The following is a 17,854-nucleotide window of genomic DNA, read 5'->3' as shown; positions in this document are numbered from 1 at the left end:
CACCGCTGGGTAGCTACGTACGGACGGGATAAGCGCTGAAAGCATCTAAGCGCGAAGCCCCCCTCAAGATGAGATTTCCCAATTCGTAAGACCCCTGGTAGACGACCAGGTCGATAGGTTCGAGGTGGAAGCATCGCAAGATGTGCAGCTGACGAATACTAATCGGTCGAGGGCTTATCCTACACCGGAACAAGAGAAAGTCTTGTTCCACCCGTCAGCCGAAGGGCTGGAGGGAATCAAGCCGCTAAACGTTTCGCAAACGTTCGTATCCAGTTTTCAGGGTGTAACAACCCGAAGTATTACCGTTCCCTGATAGCTCAGTTGGTAGAGCACTCGACTGTTAATCGAGTTGTCACAGGTTCGAGTCCTGTTCGGGGAGCCATATGGAGAGGTGTCCGAGTGGTCGAAGGAGCACGATTGGAAATCGTGTAGGCGCTAACCGTGTCTCGAGGGTTCGAATCCCTCTCTCTCCGCCATAATCTCATCATTATTACTCAATATTACATACTGATCGATGAGAAATCTTATCATGGCCCGTTGGTCAAGCGGTTAAGACACCTCCCTTTCACGGAGGTAACAGGGGTTCGATTCCCCTACGGGTCACCAAATTCTTTTACAAAAACTTAGAATTAGGACTTGCAAAGCACACTTAATATGATGTATAGTATTAAATGTCGCGCATTATGGAGGCTTAGCTCAGCTGGGAGAGCATCTGCCTTACAAGCAGAGGGTCGGCGGTTCGATCCCGTCAGCCTCCACCATTAACTGCATAAGCAGTACTATATTGACGCGGGGTGGAGCAGCCCGGTAGCTCGTCGGGCTCATAACCCGAAGGCCGCAGGTTCAAATCCTGCCCCCGCAACCAACTTTACCTTCGGAGTCATCCGAGATCCATATTGTGGAGCTGTGGTGTAGTGGCCCAACATGCCTGCCTGTCACGCAGGAGACCGCGGGTTCGAATCCCGTCAGCTCCGCCATTTACACCAGATGGCTCGGTAGCTCAGTCGGTAGAGCAGAGGACTGAAAATCCTCGTGTCGGCGGTTCGATTCCGTCCCGAGCCACCATTCTTTAAAGAATTGAATATGCCGTTGTAGCTCAATTGGTAGAGCAACTGACTTGTAATCAGTAGGTTGGGGGTTCAAGTCCTCTCGACGGCACCACTCATGGAGGATTAGCGAAGTGGCTAAACGCGGCAGACTGTAAATCTGCTCTCTTACGAGTTCGGTGGTTCGAATCCATCATCCTCCACCAGTTTACCTTAGGGGCATAGTTTAAAGGTAGAACAGCGGTCTCCAAAACCGTTAGTGTGGGTTCAATTCCTGCTGCCCCTGCCAAAACTTAATACCGTGGCGGTCGTGGCGAAGTGGTTAACGCATCGGTTTGTGGATCCGACATTCGGGGGTTCAATTCCCCTCGTCCGCCCCATTTTTATCCTAAAAAAAGAAAAGAAAATGTTGGGGATTAGCCAAGCGGTAAGGCAACGGACTTTGACTCCGTCATTCTCAGGTTCGATCCCTGAATCCCCAGCCATTTATATGCGGAAGTGGCTCAGCGGTAGAGCATCGCCTTGCCAAGGCGAGGGTCGCGGGTTCGATTCCCGTCTTCCGCTCCATTTTTTTTGGCGCCATAGCCAAGTGGTAAGGCAGAGCTCTGCAAAAGCTCTACCCCCAGTTCGAATCTGGGTGGCGCCTCCACCATTGTTTTATAATTGATGTGCCCTTAGCTCAGCTGGATAGAGCGTTTGACTACGAATCAAAAGGTCGGGAGTTCGAATCTCTTAGGGCACGCCATGTCCATGCCGGCGTGGCGGAATGGCAGACGCGCGCGACTCAAAATCGTGAGGGAAACCGTGGAGGTTCGAGTCCTCTCGCCGGCACCATATTGAATATTACAAAGTCTAAAGGAGATTATCCTTTAGACTTTTTTTGTTGGTCATTTAGGCATGTCCATAAGAATGGAATTAACGAAGATGGATAGGTTCCGGCAGACTTTATTGCAAGTTTTCACGTTTATAATAAAATAACTGATTAATTGTTCCATAATGAATGCTCAACTTAATTCCGACTAAATTACCCGATTGTTTCCTCAAGTATTTCCTTATTTTCAACCCTACAATAGTCTTCCCTTCAGCTTTCTGAAATTGATCTGATGAACCCAAGCGCTATTATAATACTTCTTAAATTAAGGCCATAAGACAAAAATGTATTGCGACTTACTGGTTGGGTATTATTGCGTATCCGGTTTCTGAAAACGTTCCTTCTTTATTGTAAGTATATCAAATTAGCCGATTAATCCTTACTGGTTACCTTGCCGGTTTCCATGACCATATTCACATTGGGATTGGCGGCTGTAATTTCCGCCTGCTTGCGGCTGATGAGCGCATTAACCTGATCCTGGGAGCTTAAATCGTCGATAAGCTGGCCGTCCCTGTATCAGGATAAACGTCACTTCCTGGGATTAATTCTTTGTGTGAGCAGAGAGTTCCTTTTGGTGCATACAAATCGGTGTGTACGAGATCCTAAAGAGGCGCACTCAATGGAATTAAAGAAGTTTATTGGTTGCACCGGATGTAATTATTAAGAGAGTGCTGGAGAAAGGGCTGGATTAATTCGCATATTTGAGAATGCTCGATTGTGGGAGTTTCCAGGAAATGTTATGGATGACTTTTTGCCAGTTGAGATATGTAGAAGAAACAAGATTACCAGCATGTGTTATAAGGAAAAATTCCTTTTCTGCGTCAAACAATCTTGGATTTCGTTAACAATCAGGCTTTTCAAATAAGGCTTGTATAATCCAGCCAAACCATTTTTTGATCGGCGGGTTACTTTATTTATTTGCTGCGGATATTGACTTATCTGCTTATAATGAATATAATAAAAAAACGAACGGTCTGTCTTTATTTTGTTTCGAAATGTATATTTCTAATCAATATAAAACGGTATCAGTAAAAAACACAGAAAAAGGAGAGATTTTCATGAGTAAGGTATGGTTTATTACAGGAACCTCAACAGGATTTGGTCGTGAGTTTGTAGAGCAATTGATCAATACAGGTGATAAAATTGTCGCGACTGCACGTAATATTGATTCGATTGCTGATTTAAAGGAAAAATCACCTGAGAATGTCCATATTGCAGCGCTGGATGTGACTAAAAAAGGTCAGATTCAATCTGCGGTCGCAGAGGCTTTGGAGGTTTTCGGAAAGATCGATATTGTTGTCAATAATGCTGGATATGGACTTTTCGGCATGCTTGAAGAATACACGGATGAGCAAATTAGAGATCAGTTTGATGTCAATGTTTTTGGTATGATTGATGTGATTCGTGAAACACTCCCTATTTTTAAGAAGCAAAAGTCAGGGCATTATGTCAATATTTCATCCATCTTTGGAGTCTGGGCAGTCCCTGCATTCAGCATGTACGCTGCATCCAAGTTTGCAGTAGAAGGTCTTTCAAAGGCCATGGCTGACGAGCTTGCGGCATTTGGCATCAAAACAACGATTGTAGAACCAGGTGTATTCGAAACAGAATTTATGGGAAGTTCAAGAAAGCTGAGCGAATCGAAACCGGAATACGCTCCTGTATATGAGGCATTCTACAAAGGTTATGATGCCTTGGAAAAAGGGAAGCAGGATAAAGCGGTAAAAGCAATAATCACCATGATCAACAGCGAGAAACCGCCTCTTCATTTCCCGGTCGGATCATTGGCGTCATATGGCATTCGCGATTCGTTGAGCAAAAGAATTGATGAGGTTGTGGCATGGGAAAAGGTATCGGGAATAGCGGACTGATTATTGTAACGTACTTTGAATTGCACCTTAAGATATGAATAATCGCTGAGGTATTTCGGGGAGATGTAAATTTGAAAATCAATGAAATGTTCGTGACGGTTCATTTGAATAATATGGATGATGCATTGCCTTATTATGAAAAATTAGTAGGTAAATCCTGTGAAAAACGTTGGAATGCGCCTCAAATTAATCTTGAATTCTCTGTAGTAGGCCAATTTGTTCTTGTTGCAGGTACCGATGAAGCATTATCATTTGTATCGGATATTCATAATATTCTCTATGTGGACTCGCTTAAAGACTTTCAGAATTTCTTTGCTGAAAATGGGGTATCTATTCTCCGTGGTCCAATATCCAACCCTGTAGGAACGCTCATCGTTGTTAAGCATCCGGATGGCAGTGTTCTGGAATATTTGGAGCCGTACTCTTAAAAGCAGCTGAACTAAAAAACAGAGCCGTCTTGCCAGTAAAGAGCGATCTGAGGCTAGTGAAACGATTTTCGGATCCCGTGTATTATCAATTATAATGTCCGTTCCGTTATCATGGATGGGTACGAATTCTTTTTCTTGTACAGAAGAATTTGATGTACCCATCTCATGAAGGGACTTGGCTCTCACCCGGAAGTTTAATGGTTGAATCATTGTCCAGAGCCGTTTGATTTTTGGCGGTATGATTATTTCAAATCACTGCTTATATACCGAACGAGCTGATTCCTGACCGCTGTCATTGAACTGGAGGAAGGAAAGAGCTTTTTCATCAGAAGGCCTCCCTCAATTGCCGAGAGGATGACTAATGCGGTATCTTGAGGATTAACGTCTGGTCGAATCTCACTCTTGGTAATACCTGTGCTGATAATCTCTTCAAGCCGAATCAATAATCCTTTCATAGCCTCCTGAGCATGGCGATAAAGGGGTGCTGATACGGCATCCGCTTCGACAGCCGCATTGGTTATCGGACATCCGCCGGGAAAATCCAGATTACAGTAAAGCTCAGTAAAGGCTAGGAGTTGATCGATGGATGTTAATTCAGATGCGATTGCTGACTCTACGCGTTCATTAACCAGCATGCAGCAGTATTTGAACGATTCGATCATCAGGTCTTCCTTATCTCTGAAATGATTATATAATCCTCCCTTTTGCAGACCTGTAGCATCCGTTATTTCAGCTAGAGAGGTGGATAAATAGCCGCGTTGATTAAGTAAAAGAGATGTCTTCTCGATTACAAACTGTTTAGTTTTTTCACCTTTTCGAATTTTTAGTCTCTCCCTTTAAGCCCGATTGTTTATCTTATTTTATGGGGTATAAGAGATACGTGTCAATAACACAATAAAAGACAAACCGATCGTATTTACGGTGAAAATGAAACGATCGGGTAAACAAACACTCCCGTAGATCCTCCGTATTTTTGATGCCCCACACAGTTCGAACCGCGAACTCTTTATTGCTTAACCGATTCCCTCCTGATAGACTTACACTAATTAGGAGCTAAGGGGATGGGCCACGCTGAGACGCTCTGTAAAGACCCAATTAATTATCAGCTTTTTTGCGGTTATGCTGCCGGTTGTCGCCTTTTTGGTCATCAATAATTGGTATGCCAAAAACATCGTCCGTGACAAGGTATCGGAAACGTATCAGAATACCCTCAATATTTTCGTCAGCCAAACCGATCGAAGCCTGCTTGAGGTAGACGATTATTTGAAGAAGCTCGCCGTTTTGGATTCCGATGCCGGTCTGCTTATGTCCTTTCCCTATGGAAGCGATAATTACGTACTGACGAAGATCAGAATTTTAAATAAGCTTAACCGGGATATCGGATTTTACAAGCCGATTGACACTGTCTTTCTATTTCATGAAAGCGATATCATTTTCAGTACTTCCGGACCCTACACGAACACACAGCAGGTGTTAAAAAATAATACCGCACGCATTGTTGCCACGCAGAAGCCTGGGGAGGTCAGCCAGTGGATGCTTTGGGAGGACGATCTGGTGCCAGGGCGTGATTTTCTCGTCAAAGTGTTCCAGGTTACCGATGGCCTGTATGTAGGGGCCATTATCAATATTGCCGATTTGCTGAACTTGTTATCGATTCAATGGGATCACGGGGACATCGGGGAGAGTGCCATTTACCGCCGCAATGGCATTCAATTGGCCAAATCGCTGGCAAACCCGAACCCTAAGGTCCCGCTCAACGATATGATGCTGCTGAGCAAGCCTTATCAGATTATTAAAAATAAAGTTGACGGTCAGAAATATATGGTTATAGAACGCTCCAGTAAAGTTGCCGATATGACGATCAGCATCATTATACCGGAGAGCTATATGCTGCAGGGGCTGCCTTATTTTCAGAAGGCTGCTTATATAATGGCATTCGGCTTCATCCTGGTGCTTGTTTTGTATCTCCTATTTATCCGGCAAATGATTTTTAATCCGCTTCATCAGCTCATCAAGGGAATGAAAAAGCTGTCGCTTGGCATTCTTGACGTCCGCTTGCACACGAATGAAACGATAGAATTCGTATTTCTGGCCAATACCTTCAATAATATGGCGCAGCAGATCAAGCTGCTGAAGATTGGAATGTATGAAGAACAAATCCGGGCGCAGCGAATGGAACTGAAGCAGCTGCAGGCCCAAATCAATCCCCATTTCTATATGAACAGCCTGAATATAATTTATAATTTTGCCGCGTTGAAGGATTATGACTCGGTGAAGAAGATGTCGCTCCATCTGGCGGATTATTTCCGCTTCATAATGAGGATAAATCAGGATTCTATTCGTCTGGCGGAAGAGCTGAAGCATATTGAGAGCTATATCGAAATTCAAAAGTTTCGGTTTCCGAACAAGCTCTACTGCAGTTATGATATTCCGGAACGCCTGAAATCGGTCACTCTGCCGGCATTATCCCTCCAGCCTTTTGTAGAAAATGCCATTATCCATGGCTTTGTCAACCGGAAGGAGCCATTCTTCATTCAATTGACAGGCTGCATCGTATTTGACGGGGGGAATCGATTCGTGTCGATTGTAGTCGAGGATAACGGCGTTGGTTTCCCAGATGATGTGCTGGAGCAGTTGAACGGCGATGGAGCACTTCCCCAGGCGGAAACAAGCAGGCTCGGCATTCTCAATGTCATCCAGCGGCTCAAGCTGCGCTATCATGGCGAAGCGGATATTGCATTTGACAATAAGTCGGCGAGCGGAGGGGCTGCCGTACGAATCAGGCTGCCCCTTCAGGCTATGGATTCAGAAGCAGAGCACGAGGAGGATGACGATGTTCAATCTGTTGGTCGTTGACGATGAGGAAATTGCTATTCGGGGGATAGCGGAGGGGATTGACTGGTCGGCTCTTCCCATCCTGAATATTTATAAAGCCTACGATGCGGAAGAAGCACGTCAGATATTCGCCCAATATCCGATTCATGTTCTGATTTCGGACATTGATATGCCCAATGAGAACGGAATTGACCTGCTCGCCTGGGTCAATGAGCATTCACCGGATACAGCGACTCTTTTCCTAACCGGACATGCCGATTTCCTGTACGCCCAGCAGGCGATTCAGCTGAGCAGCTTTAACTATTTGCTCAAGCCTATAGATCATGAGCTATTGAGGGATAGTGTGGGTAAAGCAATAGAGAGTATCCGCGAACAGGCTCAGAAGGAATCCCTTCGTAAAACGTATGAGGTTTATTATGAGCAGTGGAACAGACAGCTCCCTTTTCTGATTGAGCGTCTCTGGCAGGATGTGCTGAGTATGCGGATCCCCGCCACTGCCGGCAAGCTCGAGCCCTTGTTTGCTCTTTACGGATTGAAGCTGGATATGAGCAAGAGGATTCAGCCCATGCTGATCAGCGTGGAAGAATGGAAACAGGAATGGAATGCGCAGGATGAGGAAATTATGGCTCATGCATTGAAGAACGCAGCAGCCGAGATTTTGTTGAAGGACTGGTGCGGGCATGTCATCAGCGATCGGAACGGTTTGATTTTTGTGCTGCTGTATGATCCGGACGAAAGCCATACGGCTGAGCTGAACGCCCGAAGTGAGGAATATATTCAAAAATGCAGCAAATTTTTGTATGGGGTGGTGTCCTGCTATATCGGGGAACCGGAAATGATTGGTGATTTGCGCTCCGGCACACAGCTTTTATTGGAGATGGAAAGATGCAATGTTGCTCAGACAGGCCGTGTATTACATCTGGAGGCGTTTACCAGGCCCAAAAGCTTAACGGTACCCGTGCCAAGCTTCCAGGACTGGGCGGTATTGATTGAGCAAGGCAAAAAGCAGGACGTCAGGCTAAGAGTTATCGAGCTGTTTGAGCGTCTGAGGAATGAGCAGGTGGATCATAATTACATGGTCAATTACTATTATAGTCTCGTAACGATGGTGTTTCAGCTGCTGCAGAAGAAGCAGCTGGCACCTTCGGTTGTGTATCCCCATGGGGATTGGAAAGATGGCGAGCCGGCCATGAAGACGCTGGTCACCATGAAAGCATGGAGCTTGCAATTCATCGATGAAGCTGCGGATTATCTATTCACTCAGGGAAAAGAGGTATCGAACACCATTGTGAAGGTTCAGCAGTTCATCGAGTTTAATATGGATAAGGATCTAAACAGGGAGATGATCGCCGGGCATGTATATCTGAACCCCGCTTATCTGTCGAGATTGTTTCGGAAGGAAACCGGTCAATCCCTGACGGATTACATGGTTGAATTGCGTTTGTCCAAAGCGAAGTCTGAGCTGAAACAAACCAATCATAAAATCAGCGATATTGCGATGTCTGTCGGTTACTGCAATTTTTCGCATTTTTCCAAACTATTCAAGAAAATAACCGGACTCACACCGCAGGATTACCGCAAGAAATACCAGGATGTGCAGTAAGAGGTCACCACAGCGTTAATCAAGTCACGATGCCGATAGAGCGCGGCATCGTTTTTTATTATGATGGATTTATCAATAAAGAGAAGGAGGAGGAAGACGGTGGATAGTGCAGCAACCCCGGAGGTAATTGATAACGCTTACAGATTGGAACGTGCGACGGGCCGGAAATTCACGCTGTTTCGAACGATCAGAAAGTTCTGGATGTTTTATCTGATGATGCTGCCGGCAATTGTTCTTCTCGTGCTGAATAATTACATTCCCATGTTCGGCATTATTATCGCATTCAAGACGGTTAATTATACCGACGGGATCCTGAACAGTCCTTGGTCGGGGCTGACCAATTTTCAATATTTGTTCAAAACCTCGGATGCCTGGATCATTACACGCAATACGCTTCTCTATAATTCCCTGTTTATTGTGCTGAACCTGATTTTTCCGGTGGCTTTCGCCATTATGCTGAACGAAATGAAGAACCGGTTCCTCTCCAAGATGCATCAAACCATTATGTTTCTGCCTTACTTTCTTTCTTACATTATAATTGCATACCTGGTATTCGGATTTATGAGCGATGAGCATGGCTATTTAAACGGGACACTGCTGCCGGCGCTTGGTCTGGATCCAATACGGTGGTATTTCACCAAAGAGGTATGGCCTTTCATTCTGCCGCTCGTCAATCTGTGGAAAGGGATAGGCTATTATACCGTCATCTATATGGCCGCCATTATCGGCATTGACGATGAATACTATGAAGCCGCTACGATTGACGGAGCAGGCAAGTGGCAGCAGATGACAGGCATTACGATTCCGCTCATTATGCCGATTCTCACAATTATGACGCTGCTTCAGGTCGGGAGGATCTTCAATGCGGACTTTGGATTGTTCTTCCAGGTGACAAGAGATTCGGGCGTGCTTTTCCCGGTTACCAATGTTATCGATACCTATGTGTACCGGACTTTCCTCACGGTTGGCGACATTGGGCTCTCTTCTGCGGCGGGACTGTTGCAGTCGGTTGTAGGGTTTGTGCTGGTCTTTCTGGCCAACTGGATCGTCCGCAGGTTTAATAGCGACAATGCTTTATTCTAGTCTCCAAGGAGTGAAATGAATGGAAGCTGTAAAAGCAAACCTCCCGTCCATGTCCAATCCGCAAAATAGACTGCCGTCTGCGGCATCATGGGGAATTAATCTGTTCTTCATTATTTATTCATTCCTATGTATTATACCGCTGCTCCTGATCATCTCGGTGTCCTTCTCCAATGAGCAATTCGTTGTTCGTGAAGGCTATAAATTCATCCCGGAGCAATTTGATATGAGCGCCTATAAGTTCCTTATGCGGGATATTCATCAAATTGTTCATTCTTACGGGATTACCATCTCGGTCACCGTGATTGGAACGATATTGAGCATGCTCATTATCGCTTTATATGCATACCCCATCTCCAGAACGAATTTCCCCCATGCCAAATTTTTCACCTTCTTTGTTTTCTTCACGATGCTCTTCTCCGGCGGGCTTGTTCCGTGGTATCTGGTGTATGTGCAAATGCTGGATTTGAAGGATACGTTATGGTCGTTAATCATGCCGCTTATCGTATCCGCTTTCTTCGTGCTTATTGTCAGGACTTTCTTTCAGACCACCATTCCTGCTGCCGTTCTTGAATCCGCCAAGATTGACGGGGCAGGCGAGATGAGGATTTTCATTCAAATTGTGATGCCGTTATCGCTGCCGGTGCTTGCCACGGTCGCGCTGTTTCAAACGCTGAACTATTGGAATGACTGGTTTCTTAGCCTGGTGTTCATCACCAACAATGAGAATATCTCGGTTCAGTATCTGTTGTATAAAATGATGGCTAATATCCAGTATCTGGCGAGCAATCCTACTGCTGCTGCAGAGATTGCCAAAGCAGGCGGCATGATGAATTTTCCCAGTGAGACGGTTCGCATGGCAATGGCGATCATCGGAGTAGGGCCGATTGTGCTGGCTTATCCGTTTTTCCAGAAATATTTTATTAAAGGACTGACGGTTGGTGCGGTAAAAGGGTGAATGCGCTTCAAATGAATCTGGAGCGACTCGGCATTTATTGATAAGAGCAAGAAATCTGTTCAGCTGCAACCGGCGGTGCCGGATTAACCTATAAAAAAGTTTAAGGAGGTATATCCGCTCATGAAACAGACGAAAAGTAAAATATCGTTGACAGGTATATTGATTTTAGCCATCATTCTGGTAACCACAGCGTGCGGGGGAGCAGGTAATAATGGGGGCAACGATAACAGCGGAGGAAATAAGCCGGCAAATGAAACCGCAAGCAGTAATAATGCAGCAGGCAAAGAAGATAACGCAGCGGCCCCCGCATCGGATCTGGAGCCCTATGAGCTGAAGGTGGTTTATGAAGGACCGCCTCAGCCGGATGAGAAGAAAGTGGAAGAGGCCATGAATAAGCTGCTGAAGGCCAAAATCAATGCGACAATCGATCTGATGCCGATTGATTGGGGCGCATGGGACGATAAAATGAACCTGATGATCGCTTCCCGCGAGCCGGTGGATGTACTGTTCACTGCAGCATGGAACGGATACGCCAAGAATGTGGCCAAGGGCGCCTACCTGGAGGCGGATGATCTGCTGCAGGAATATGGCAAGGGTATCCTGGAATCGCTTGATCCGGCATTTCTGGAGGGCTCCAAAATCAAAGGGAAGAATTACGGGATTCCGACGAACAAGGAGCTTGCCGCAGCAGGCGGCATTGTGTACCGCAAGGATATCGCGGATGAGCTGGGGCTGGATATGAGTGCGGTAAAAACAGCTGAAGATCTGGATGCGATTTATAAAGTGGTCAAAGAAAAGAAGCCGGATATGATTCCGCTGTATACGACCGGCGGCCTGTTCACTTCTCATTTTTTCGCTGAAACCGATTTCCTCGGGGACAGTACGATCCCAGGGGCGATCATTAAAAGCTCGGATGATGCCGCAGTACGGATGGAACAGGATCTGGACATCTACAAACGTTATTTGAAGGTGGCCCGCGATTTCTATGTAAAGGGTTATGTGAACAGCGATGCCGCGACAACACAGCTCGCCAGTGGAGACGCCTATAAAGCCGGCAATGTATTCTCTACCGTTGAACCGATAAAGCCGGGCAAAGCGGCGGAAATAGCCAATGCGGCCGGACTGTCAGGCAAATTGGATCAAATCACCCTGACGGGCAAAACGGTGTCCACGGATGAAACGGCAGGCTCGATGCTGGCCATTTCCTCGACCTCCAAGGACCCGGCGCGCGCGATGATGTTCATTAATCTGCTGCACACAGATAAGGAGCTCGTCAATCTGATCAATTTTGGCATCGAAGGAGATCATTACACGCGCAATGGCGAAATTATTACGTCCTCGGCCAATTCCCAGCAGTATGCGCCTGGCGTAGCCTGGGAGCTTGGAAACCAGTTCCTGAATTATGTGTGGGATTCGGAGGATCCGGACAAATGGGAAAAATTCCGTGAGTTTAATAGGAATGCCAAATCGTCGCCTGCTCTTGGATTTGTATTCGACAGCGCGGAGGTGAAGTCCGAGGTAGGCGCTATCGCAAACGTCGATAAGCAATATAAGAAAGCGTTGGAAACCGGATCGGTTGACATTGACAAGGTGATGCCGGAATATATGGCCGCATTGAAAGCGGCAGGAGTTGACAAAATCATCAAAGCCAAGCAGGAGCAGTTCGATGCTTTCCTGGCTGGGAAATAGTAATTCATGCGAGCCGGTCATGCCCTTCCTGAAATACGAGCGAGAAAAGGCTTTCTGGGAATAACTGTGTGGTCCGGTTATCCAGCCCGTGTCCCTTTGAGACACGGGTTTTTATTGATTATCCAATATTAGGAGCATATCAGTTATAATGTATATGCCATCATTACTGCACTGGCCATCAATAGCAGCAATTGCCGGGAAAGGACGCTTGTTGCTTCCCATCTTAGCAGCGCATCTTATGTACATATATTCAGGTTCAAATAGGCTGCTTAGTTGAAAAGTGAGCCGTTTTCGGTCCGCGGGTGGGGCGTATCCCCGACTGAGGTCTAGGAACAAAAACCGTCGCGGGTCCGTTTTGAAACCCCTGAAAATAACCTACAATGAGTACATAAGCAAAGCGGTGAAACAAATTCAAGCGCAGCGAGGTATCAACGAAAACAAAAATATAAAAAAGGTCGAAAGGCGGTGACACAAACAATGAACGGAAAATCGGCGCTTGGTGTTATACTCGTTATTGTTGGCGGTCTGGTGGCAATGAATTTTTTCGGTATTCATCTCGGTGGAATTATCGGATTCCTGATGCCATTCATACTGATCGGGTTGGGCGTTGTCGGTTTGAAGAACGACAGCAAGGTGATCGGCGGCATTCTGATTGTAGTTGGAGCATTCATGCTGCTTGGCAAAATGATGGGCCTGATTACGCTTTTGCTGGCAATCGGCTTGATCGTATGGGGCGTATCCATTTTCAAACGTGAGAAACGTGTTTAAATACATGCGATGTCAGCAAGGAAGCAAGAACAACGGGACTAAGGAGGTATACCGATGAGTATTATTCGCAGGGTTCGTGACTTGACAGTCGCGACATTAAATGAGCGGCTGGAGAAAGCGGAAGATCCGGTCAAGCTGATCGATCAATTTCTATGGTCGACGCGTGAAGAGATCATCCAGGCCGAGCGGCTGTATCAACAATATATGGGACACGGGAACCACCTGAAAAACCAATGGCTGCAAGCCGAGCAAATGAAGGAAAAGCGGGAGCAGCAAGCGATTATCGCTCTGAAGGCCGGCGAAGAACAGGTAGCGCGCATTGCGCTGCAGGATAAAGCGGGAAGCGAAGAACGCGCCCTGCAGTATCGCGAATTGTATGAACAGACCCTTAACAACATTCAGGACCTTGAGCAGCAGCTGCGTGAGCTGCGCAGCGAGTATCAGGCTGTCTACGATAAACGTGAGTATTACGCCGCAAGGATGGAGTCGCTTCGACTGCAGCAGCGGATGAATGCCCGCTATGCCGGAGGCCCAACAGCAGCCGTTCCCGGACAGCAGCCATCAGGCATGTTCCGCAGGCTGGAGGACCGCATCACCGATATGGAGCTGGAAGCTAAAAGCCTGCGTGAAATACGCCGGGCCGGGGCAGAATTTCTCTCTGAAGCGGGCTCTACGATCCAGTCGGCCATCGAGCGGGAAATGGAACAGCTGAAACGCAAATTACAGCAGGAAGGATGGAAATCGTCATGAAGAAACTGTATCGGTCGCGACGGGACAAGAAGCTCTTCGGATTATGCGGCGGCATCGCCGAGATGCTCAATGTTGATGCGACACTGCTGCGGATTCTTCTGATTGTCCTGACTGTGTTTACAAGCGGCGCTTTAATTGTTGTTTATATATTAGCCGGTCTGGTCGTTCCCAAGGAGCCTATCCCATATAATGGATTTGGCCCAGGCGGATTCGGTCCCGGTCCTGGCGGCTATGGCGGCGGGAACTACAATAACGGTGGCTGGAATAATGCTGGAGGCTACTACTCCAATCCAGGCCAAGGTCCGGGATATAACGGTTCTTATACGAATACAAACCCGAACCCGAACATACCTCCATCCGGTCCCCAACGCGGTTCTGCCAACTGGCAGCAGGGGCAGCCTGCATCCAATCTGGATGCGATGATGGAAGAGCTGGAAATCAAGGCGCTGCGCCGTGAAATTGACGAACTGAAAGCCAAACTAGCCAAGCAAGAGAAGGGAGAGTTTTAAAATGAGTATATTTAAACGTATGAAAGATATGACGAAGGCATCGATGCATGAGCTTTTGGATAAAATGGAGGATCCGGTAGTGATGCTGAATCAGTATCTGCGGGATATGGAGGCCGAGATCCATCAGGCAGAGCTGACCGTCGCCAAGCAAATGGCCAACGAGCGCCGCATGAAACAGCGCCTGGACGAAGCAGTCCGCAGCGCGGCAGACCGGGAGGCAAAAGCCGAAACGGCCATTCGCGCCGAACAGGAAGAGCTTGCACGCAAGCTGCTGGAAGAGAAAATTTTCTTCGATCAAAAAGTAACGGAATATGGTGAAATGCATGCCGGGGCAAAAGCGCAGGCAGAAGAGCTCATGCAGCAGCTGCACGGTATGAAGGATGAGTTCTACCAGCTTCGCAACAAACGCAATGAGCTGGCGGCCCGCGCTCAAATGGCGAAAGCCAAGAAGCAAATGGCGCAGGTAACAACCGTTCATTCCATCGAAAGCGGAAATGCTTCGCGCGGCTTTGGCCGGATGGAAGAGAAAATTATGCAGCTGGAAGCGGAAGCCGATGTAATGCGCGTTCCATTCAGCACGCATGGCAGCAGCACTTCTGCCGGGATCGTGGATCCTTCCAAACAGCTGAAGGTGGAAGAGCAGCTGCAGGCCCTTAAAAACAAGCTGAACCCTCCTTCATCCTCGCCATCACTTGAGAAAGCAAGTGTTACAGAAGAATAAGCATAAACAAACCTGCAGTCGGGGCTTCAAAAAGAAGCGCCGGCTGTGGCTTGTCTTTATGCTCTTTACATAGAGAGGAGCAACCTTTAATGGCTGACAAGTCGCCTGCGGATTTGCCGCCGGATGGCCATTCACGTAAACCGGAAAGCGCGAATACGGAAGGGCAGCGTCAAGCTCCATCCTTGCTGCGCAATGATGGCGGGATTCCTCAGGGAGTCCGGGATCAGGGTAAACGGGGAAATGCCGCCGAGACAGTCATATGGCTGCTCGTCATTCTTGGATTGATTGTACTGGTCATGCAGGGAACGAACTATGTGCAGCTGTTCGCTCTGCAAACGAAGGCGGCCGCTATCGGTCTTTCCGTGATTGGGGTTGGACTTGCTGCTGCTGCGGTTTACAGCTATCTGCAGGGAATTAAACTGCGGGCCGCGATCAAACGGTTAACCGATCAGCAGCGGCGGAAGAAGCAGCGTGTGACGCTTCCTTCCGAAGATCATGAAGCGGGAACTGTGGATGAAATGACCAAGGATCAGGAAGTATGGACCGAGCAGGTCCGCTTCTCGGCTGTTATTCAGGAGCGGGAACGGCTTGCGCGGGAGCTTCATGATGCGGTCAGCCAGCAGTTGTTCGCGATTTCGATGACGGCGACGGCGGTCAGCCGTACATTGGAGAAGGATTGGGAGCGGGCGAAACGACAGGTGCAGCTGATTGAAGAAATGGCATCTGTCGCCCAATCCGAGATGAGAGCGCTGCTGCTGCATCTTCGGCCCATTCATCTGGATGGCAAGAACCTGGGGCAGGCTTTATACAGTCTGGTCGAGGAATTGAAACAAAAGGTGCCGATGCACATTACGCTGGAAGTGGATGATTCGATTATGCTCGACTCAGAGGCGGAGGATCATCTGTTCCGGATCGCTCAAGAGGCATTATCCAATACGCTTAGACATTCCAAGGCAGATCAGGTTCTGATCCGGCTGAAGGGTTATGGAAATGATGTGCAGCTCACCTTTCAGGACAATGGGGTCGGCTTTGATCTGGAAGCGAAGAAACAAACTTCGTATGGGCTGCTGACGATGGAAGAGCGCGTCAATGTGCTCGGCGGTTCCATACGTCTGACTTCTGCACCCGGACAAGGCGTGCATATTGACATTAAGGTTCCGGTTACGGTTCAATGAAGAGAGGGGAATCGCACCTTGATGGAGGCGACGAATTCAGTGGATATATTGGAACAACCGATTAAAGTGCTGCTTGTCGACGATCACGAGATGGTGAGAATTGGTTTGGCTGCTGTGCTTAATACCGAGGATGGCATCGAAGTCGTGGGTGAAGCGAGCAATGGCATGGAAGGCATCCGTCTGGCCCAGGCCTATAAGCCGGACGTTGTCCTGATGGATCTGGTTATGGAAGGGATGGACGGCGTCGAGACGACACGCAAGCTGCTGGAGCTGTATCCCGATTGTAAAGTCATTGTATTAACCAGCTATCTGGACGACAGTAAAATGTATCCGGTTATAGAGGCCGGAGCGTTCAGCTACCTGCTCAAAACCTCGCGCGCAAACGAAATCGCCGATGCGATCCGCGCTGCCGCAAGAGGACAGTCGGTGCTGGAGCAGCAGGTTGCCGCGAAGATGATGAACCGTTTTCGCCAGCCCAAGGCAGACTCGGTGCGCCCTGCGCATGAGCAGCTGACTGAGCGGGAAATGGATGTATTGAAATGTGTAGCCAGAGGACAGTCCAACCAGGAGATTGCCGAAACGCTGTTTATCGGCATCAAGACCGTCAAATTTCATGTGACGAATATTTTTGCCAAGCTTGGCGTGGATGACCGTACGCAAGCCGCGATTTATGCGCATAAGCAGGGATTGGCGGATTAATTTAATTATGGACTGTGCCGCATTGCAGCTGTGACCGCATGAGAGGAAAAACATGGAAGCCGTTCCCGTTTTGTTGGGGAAGCGGCTTTTATCCATTCTCAAGGATACCGGCCCATCCCCGTATTCACTCACTCTCACTCACGATGTATCATCAATTGAGTATGCATCCATTCAAATATACCGGTTAAATCCTCCAGTTGGAACAACTTCCGGTCTTTTTCCAGAGAGAATGACGCGGCGGCGGAAACATGATCGCTAATCGGTTGCGGAGTATCCGACGGCCCACCGCTATTCGCAGCAGGTATGCAAAATGACGGCCAAACTGCGGCGGCCGCTACGGCATGAAGCGTAAGAAGAAGCTTTATATCCTCCGGTTCTTTCAGCAGAACAAGCTTGGGATAAAGCTCTTGCTTGAAGCCTTCGACAAAAACGATATCCATATCGGCCATCTGTGCCAAAAGCCGATGAAGGGGCTCCGGGCTGTTTCTCATGATGGCGCTGCGCTCCGGCGAGCTGATAGCCGTGGCATCCGCACCGGCTTGCTGGTGCTTCCACGTATCCGTGCCCGGCGTGTCGATCGTGAAATGATGGGCATCATGCTTGACGGTGCCGACTTTGAAGCCAAGTCCCTTGAAGCGTTGGATCATTTCCGCGATTATTGTAGTTTTGCCGCTGTTCTTGAAGCCGACAATTTGCAAAACAAAGACCGAAGTGGTCCGGGAAGGGTTCGAATTAGAAGTTGTCATACCATTACTTTATCATAATATTGTGAATGCCGGGACAGCCCTTTTTCTGCTCCAGCTATGGAGCGGTTCTGCCGGTAATGATACAATTGAAGGGTTAGCAGGTAT

General features: G+C 47.8%; 15 protein-coding genes, 16 tRNA genes, 1 rRNA gene and 1 pseudogene. 30 read left to right on the top strand and 3 right to left on the bottom strand.

The window, feature by feature from the left end; all coding sequences use genetic code 11:
* The 19 genes from AC0YOB_RS23180 to AC0YOB_RS23090 form a co-directional block, all read left to right on the top strand.
* Positions 1 to 182: ribosomal RNA gene (locus AC0YOB_RS23180) — 23S ribosomal RNA — on the top strand; the annotation flags it as partial.
* A gap of 124 nt (positions 183 to 306) precedes the next feature.
* Positions 307 to 382: transfer RNA gene (locus tag AC0YOB_RS23175), tRNA-Asn, on the top strand.
* A gap of 3 nt (positions 383 to 385) precedes the next feature.
* Positions 386 to 476 (top strand) — tRNA-Ser (locus AC0YOB_RS23170).
* Positions 477 to 531: 55 nt separating this feature from the next.
* Positions 532 to 606: transfer RNA gene (locus AC0YOB_RS23165), tRNA-Glu, on the top strand.
* 79 nt (positions 607 to 685) lie between these two features.
* Positions 686 to 761 (top strand) — tRNA-Val (locus tag AC0YOB_RS23160).
* A gap of 27 nt (positions 762 to 788) precedes the next feature.
* Positions 789 to 865: transfer RNA gene (locus AC0YOB_RS23155), tRNA-Met, on the top strand.
* A gap of 35 nt (positions 866 to 900) precedes the next feature.
* Positions 901 to 977, top strand: a tRNA-Asp gene (locus AC0YOB_RS23150).
* 12 nt (positions 978 to 989) lie between these two features.
* A tRNA-Phe gene (locus AC0YOB_RS23145) sits at positions 990 to 1,065 on the top strand.
* Positions 1,066 to 1,085: 20 nt separating this feature from the next.
* Positions 1,086 to 1,161: transfer RNA gene (locus AC0YOB_RS23140), tRNA-Thr, on the top strand.
* Positions 1,162 to 1,166: 5 nt separating this feature from the next.
* Positions 1,167 to 1,252: transfer RNA gene (locus AC0YOB_RS23135), tRNA-Tyr, on the top strand.
* Positions 1,253 to 1,261: 9 nt separating this feature from the next.
* Positions 1,262 to 1,335: transfer RNA gene (locus AC0YOB_RS23130), tRNA-Trp, on the top strand.
* A gap of 15 nt (positions 1,336 to 1,350) precedes the next feature.
* Positions 1,351 to 1,426: transfer RNA gene (locus AC0YOB_RS23125), tRNA-His, on the top strand.
* 30 nt (positions 1,427 to 1,456) lie between these two features.
* A tRNA-Gln gene (locus AC0YOB_RS23120) sits at positions 1,457 to 1,531 on the top strand.
* 7 nt (positions 1,532 to 1,538) lie between these two features.
* Positions 1,539 to 1,613 (top strand) — tRNA-Gly (locus AC0YOB_RS23115).
* A gap of 8 nt (positions 1,614 to 1,621) precedes the next feature.
* Positions 1,622 to 1,695, top strand: a tRNA-Cys gene (locus AC0YOB_RS23110).
* Positions 1,696 to 1,714: 19 nt separating this feature from the next.
* Positions 1,715 to 1,791 (top strand) — tRNA-Arg (locus tag AC0YOB_RS23105).
* A gap of 7 nt (positions 1,792 to 1,798) precedes the next feature.
* Positions 1,799 to 1,880, top strand: a tRNA-Leu gene (locus tag AC0YOB_RS23100).
* Positions 1,881 to 2,975: 1,095 nt separating this feature from the next.
* The gene (locus tag AC0YOB_RS23095) at positions 2,976 to 3,788 is read left to right on the top strand and encodes an SDR family NAD(P)-dependent oxidoreductase (protein ID WP_475794754.1); all 813 of its coding nucleotides are present in this window, start codon (positions 2,976 to 2,978) and stop codon (positions 3,786 to 3,788) included.
* A gap of 71 nt (positions 3,789 to 3,859) precedes the next feature.
* Positions 3,860 to 4,216, top strand: coding sequence for a VOC family protein (locus tag AC0YOB_RS23090; RefSeq protein WP_475794753.1), 357 nt, complete (start codon positions 3,860 to 3,862; stop codon positions 4,214 to 4,216).
* A 242-nt stretch (positions 4,217 to 4,458) separates the two neighbouring features.
* On the opposite strand, the gene AC0YOB_RS23085 is transcribed toward AC0YOB_RS23090, so the two are convergent.
* Together AC0YOB_RS23085 and AC0YOB_RS23080 are read right to left on the bottom strand one after the other, a co-directional pair.
* Positions 4,459 to 4,878, bottom strand: coding sequence for a TetR family transcriptional regulator C-terminal domain-containing protein (locus tag AC0YOB_RS23085; protein ID WP_475794752.1), 420 nt, complete (start codon positions 4,876 to 4,878; stop codon positions 4,459 to 4,461).
* 6 nt (positions 4,879 to 4,884) lie between these two features.
* Positions 4,885 to 5,004: pseudogene (locus AC0YOB_RS23080) on the bottom strand (TetR/AcrR family transcriptional regulator); the annotation flags it as partial.
* Between the two features lie 352 nt (positions 5,005 to 5,356).
* Here AC0YOB_RS23080 and AC0YOB_RS23075 point away from each other — a divergent pair.
* From AC0YOB_RS23075 to AC0YOB_RS23025, 11 genes are all read left to right on the top strand, one after another.
* Positions 5,357 to 7,072, top strand: a complete 1,716-nt coding sequence (locus tag AC0YOB_RS23075) for a sensor histidine kinase (protein ID WP_475794751.1) — start codon at positions 5,357 to 5,359, stop codon at positions 7,070 to 7,072.
* The gene (locus tag AC0YOB_RS23070) at positions 7,050 to 8,654 is read left to right on the top strand and encodes a response regulator transcription factor (RefSeq protein ID WP_475794750.1); all 1,605 of its coding nucleotides are present in this window, start codon (positions 7,050 to 7,052) and stop codon (positions 8,652 to 8,654) included. Before AC0YOB_RS23075 ends, AC0YOB_RS23070 begins: the two co-directional genes overlap by 23 nt.
* A 99-nt stretch (positions 8,655 to 8,753) precedes the next feature.
* Complete coding sequence (locus AC0YOB_RS23065) at positions 8,754 to 9,737, top strand: ABC transporter permease (RefSeq protein WP_475794749.1); 984 nt, start codon at positions 8,754 to 8,756, stop codon at positions 9,735 to 9,737.
* A gap of 19 nt (positions 9,738 to 9,756) precedes the next feature.
* A complete protein-coding gene (locus tag AC0YOB_RS23060) occupies positions 9,757 to 10,692 on the top strand; it encodes a carbohydrate ABC transporter permease (protein WP_475794748.1) in 936 nt (311 codons plus the stop codon).
* 120 nt (positions 10,693 to 10,812) lie between these two features.
* On the top strand, positions 10,813 to 12,381 hold the full coding sequence (locus tag AC0YOB_RS23055) for an ABC transporter substrate-binding protein (protein ID WP_475794747.1): 1,569 nt from the start codon (positions 10,813 to 10,815) through the stop codon (positions 12,379 to 12,381).
* A 477-nt stretch (positions 12,382 to 12,858) separates the two neighbouring features.
* Positions 12,859 to 13,149, top strand: a complete 291-nt coding sequence (locus tag AC0YOB_RS23050) for a LiaF transmembrane domain-containing protein (RefSeq protein ID WP_210038114.1) — start codon at positions 12,859 to 12,861, stop codon at positions 13,147 to 13,149.
* Positions 13,150 to 13,203: 54 nt separating this feature from the next.
* On the top strand, positions 13,204 to 13,899 hold the full coding sequence (locus AC0YOB_RS23045) for a PspA/IM30 family protein (protein WP_475794746.1): 696 nt from the start codon (positions 13,204 to 13,206) through the stop codon (positions 13,897 to 13,899).
* Positions 13,896 to 14,408, top strand: coding sequence for a PspC domain-containing protein (locus tag AC0YOB_RS23040; RefSeq protein ID WP_475794745.1), 513 nt, complete (start codon positions 13,896 to 13,898; stop codon positions 14,406 to 14,408). Before AC0YOB_RS23045 ends, AC0YOB_RS23040 begins: the two co-directional genes overlap by 4 nt.
* Position 14,409: 1 nt before the next feature.
* Positions 14,410 to 15,129: a PspA/IM30 family protein gene (locus tag AC0YOB_RS23035; RefSeq protein ID WP_475794744.1), complete on the top strand. Its 720-nt coding sequence runs from the start codon at positions 14,410 to 14,412 to the stop codon at positions 15,127 to 15,129.
* 89 nt (positions 15,130 to 15,218) lie between these two features.
* Entirely contained in the window at positions 15,219 to 16,304 is a 1,086-nt protein-coding gene (locus AC0YOB_RS23030; protein WP_475794743.1) for a sensor histidine kinase, read from the top strand.
* 21 nt (positions 16,305 to 16,325) lie between these two features.
* Positions 16,326 to 17,003, top strand: coding sequence for a response regulator (locus AC0YOB_RS23025; protein WP_210038118.1), 678 nt, complete (start codon positions 16,326 to 16,328; stop codon positions 17,001 to 17,003).
* A gap of 134 nt (positions 17,004 to 17,137) precedes the next feature.
* Here the strand turns inward: AC0YOB_RS23025 and mobB are convergent, their stop codons facing one another.
* On the bottom strand, positions 17,138 to 17,749 hold the full coding sequence (gene mobB, locus AC0YOB_RS23020; protein WP_475794742.1) for a molybdopterin-guanine dinucleotide biosynthesis protein B: 612 nt from the start codon (positions 17,747 to 17,749) through the stop codon (positions 17,138 to 17,140).
* Between the last annotated feature and the right edge of the window lie 105 nt (positions 17,750 to 17,854).

This window comes from Paenibacillus sp. JT31N17 (assembly GCF_056269255.1).
Note: the sequence above shows the minus strand (reverse complement) of the source record. Positions and strands in the feature narration are given on the sequence as shown.

Excerpts from the sequence above, each read along its gene's own strand:
- AC0YOB_RS23030 (WP_475794743.1), top strand. The coding sequence starts at position 15,219 with ATGGCTGACAAGTCGCCTGCGGATTTGCCGCCGGATGGCCATTCACGT.
- AC0YOB_RS23085 (WP_475794752.1), bottom strand. The coding sequence starts at position 4,878 with ATGATCGAATCGTTCAAATACTGCTGCATGCTGGTTAATGAACGCGTA.
- AC0YOB_RS23055 (WP_475794747.1), top strand. The coding sequence starts at position 10,813 with ATGAAACAGACGAAAAGTAAAATATCGTTGACAGGTATATTGATTTTA.
- AC0YOB_RS23040 (WP_475794745.1), top strand. The coding sequence starts at position 13,896 with ATGAAGAAACTGTATCGGTCGCGACGGGACAAGAAGCTCTTCGGATTA.
- AC0YOB_RS23095 (WP_475794754.1), top strand. The coding sequence starts at position 2,976 with ATGAGTAAGGTATGGTTTATTACAGGAACCTCAACAGGATTTGGTCGT.
- AC0YOB_RS23060 (WP_475794748.1), top strand. The coding sequence starts at position 9,757 with ATGGAAGCTGTAAAAGCAAACCTCCCGTCCATGTCCAATCCGCAAAAT.
- AC0YOB_RS23050 (WP_210038114.1), top strand. The coding sequence starts at position 12,859 with ATGAACGGAAAATCGGCGCTTGGTGTTATACTCGTTATTGTTGGCGGT.
- AC0YOB_RS23070 (WP_475794750.1), top strand. The coding sequence starts at position 7,050 with ATGTTCAATCTGTTGGTCGTTGACGATGAGGAAATTGCTATTCGGGGG.
- AC0YOB_RS23035 (WP_475794744.1), top strand. The coding sequence starts at position 14,410 with ATGAGTATATTTAAACGTATGAAAGATATGACGAAGGCATCGATGCAT.
- AC0YOB_RS23045 (WP_475794746.1), top strand. The coding sequence starts at position 13,204 with ATGAGTATTATTCGCAGGGTTCGTGACTTGACAGTCGCGACATTAAAT.
- AC0YOB_RS23025 (WP_210038118.1), top strand. The coding sequence starts at position 16,326 with ATGGAGGCGACGAATTCAGTGGATATATTGGAACAACCGATTAAAGTG.
- mobB (WP_475794742.1), bottom strand. The coding sequence starts at position 17,749 with ATGACAACTTCTAATTCGAACCCTTCCCGGACCACTTCGGTCTTTGTT.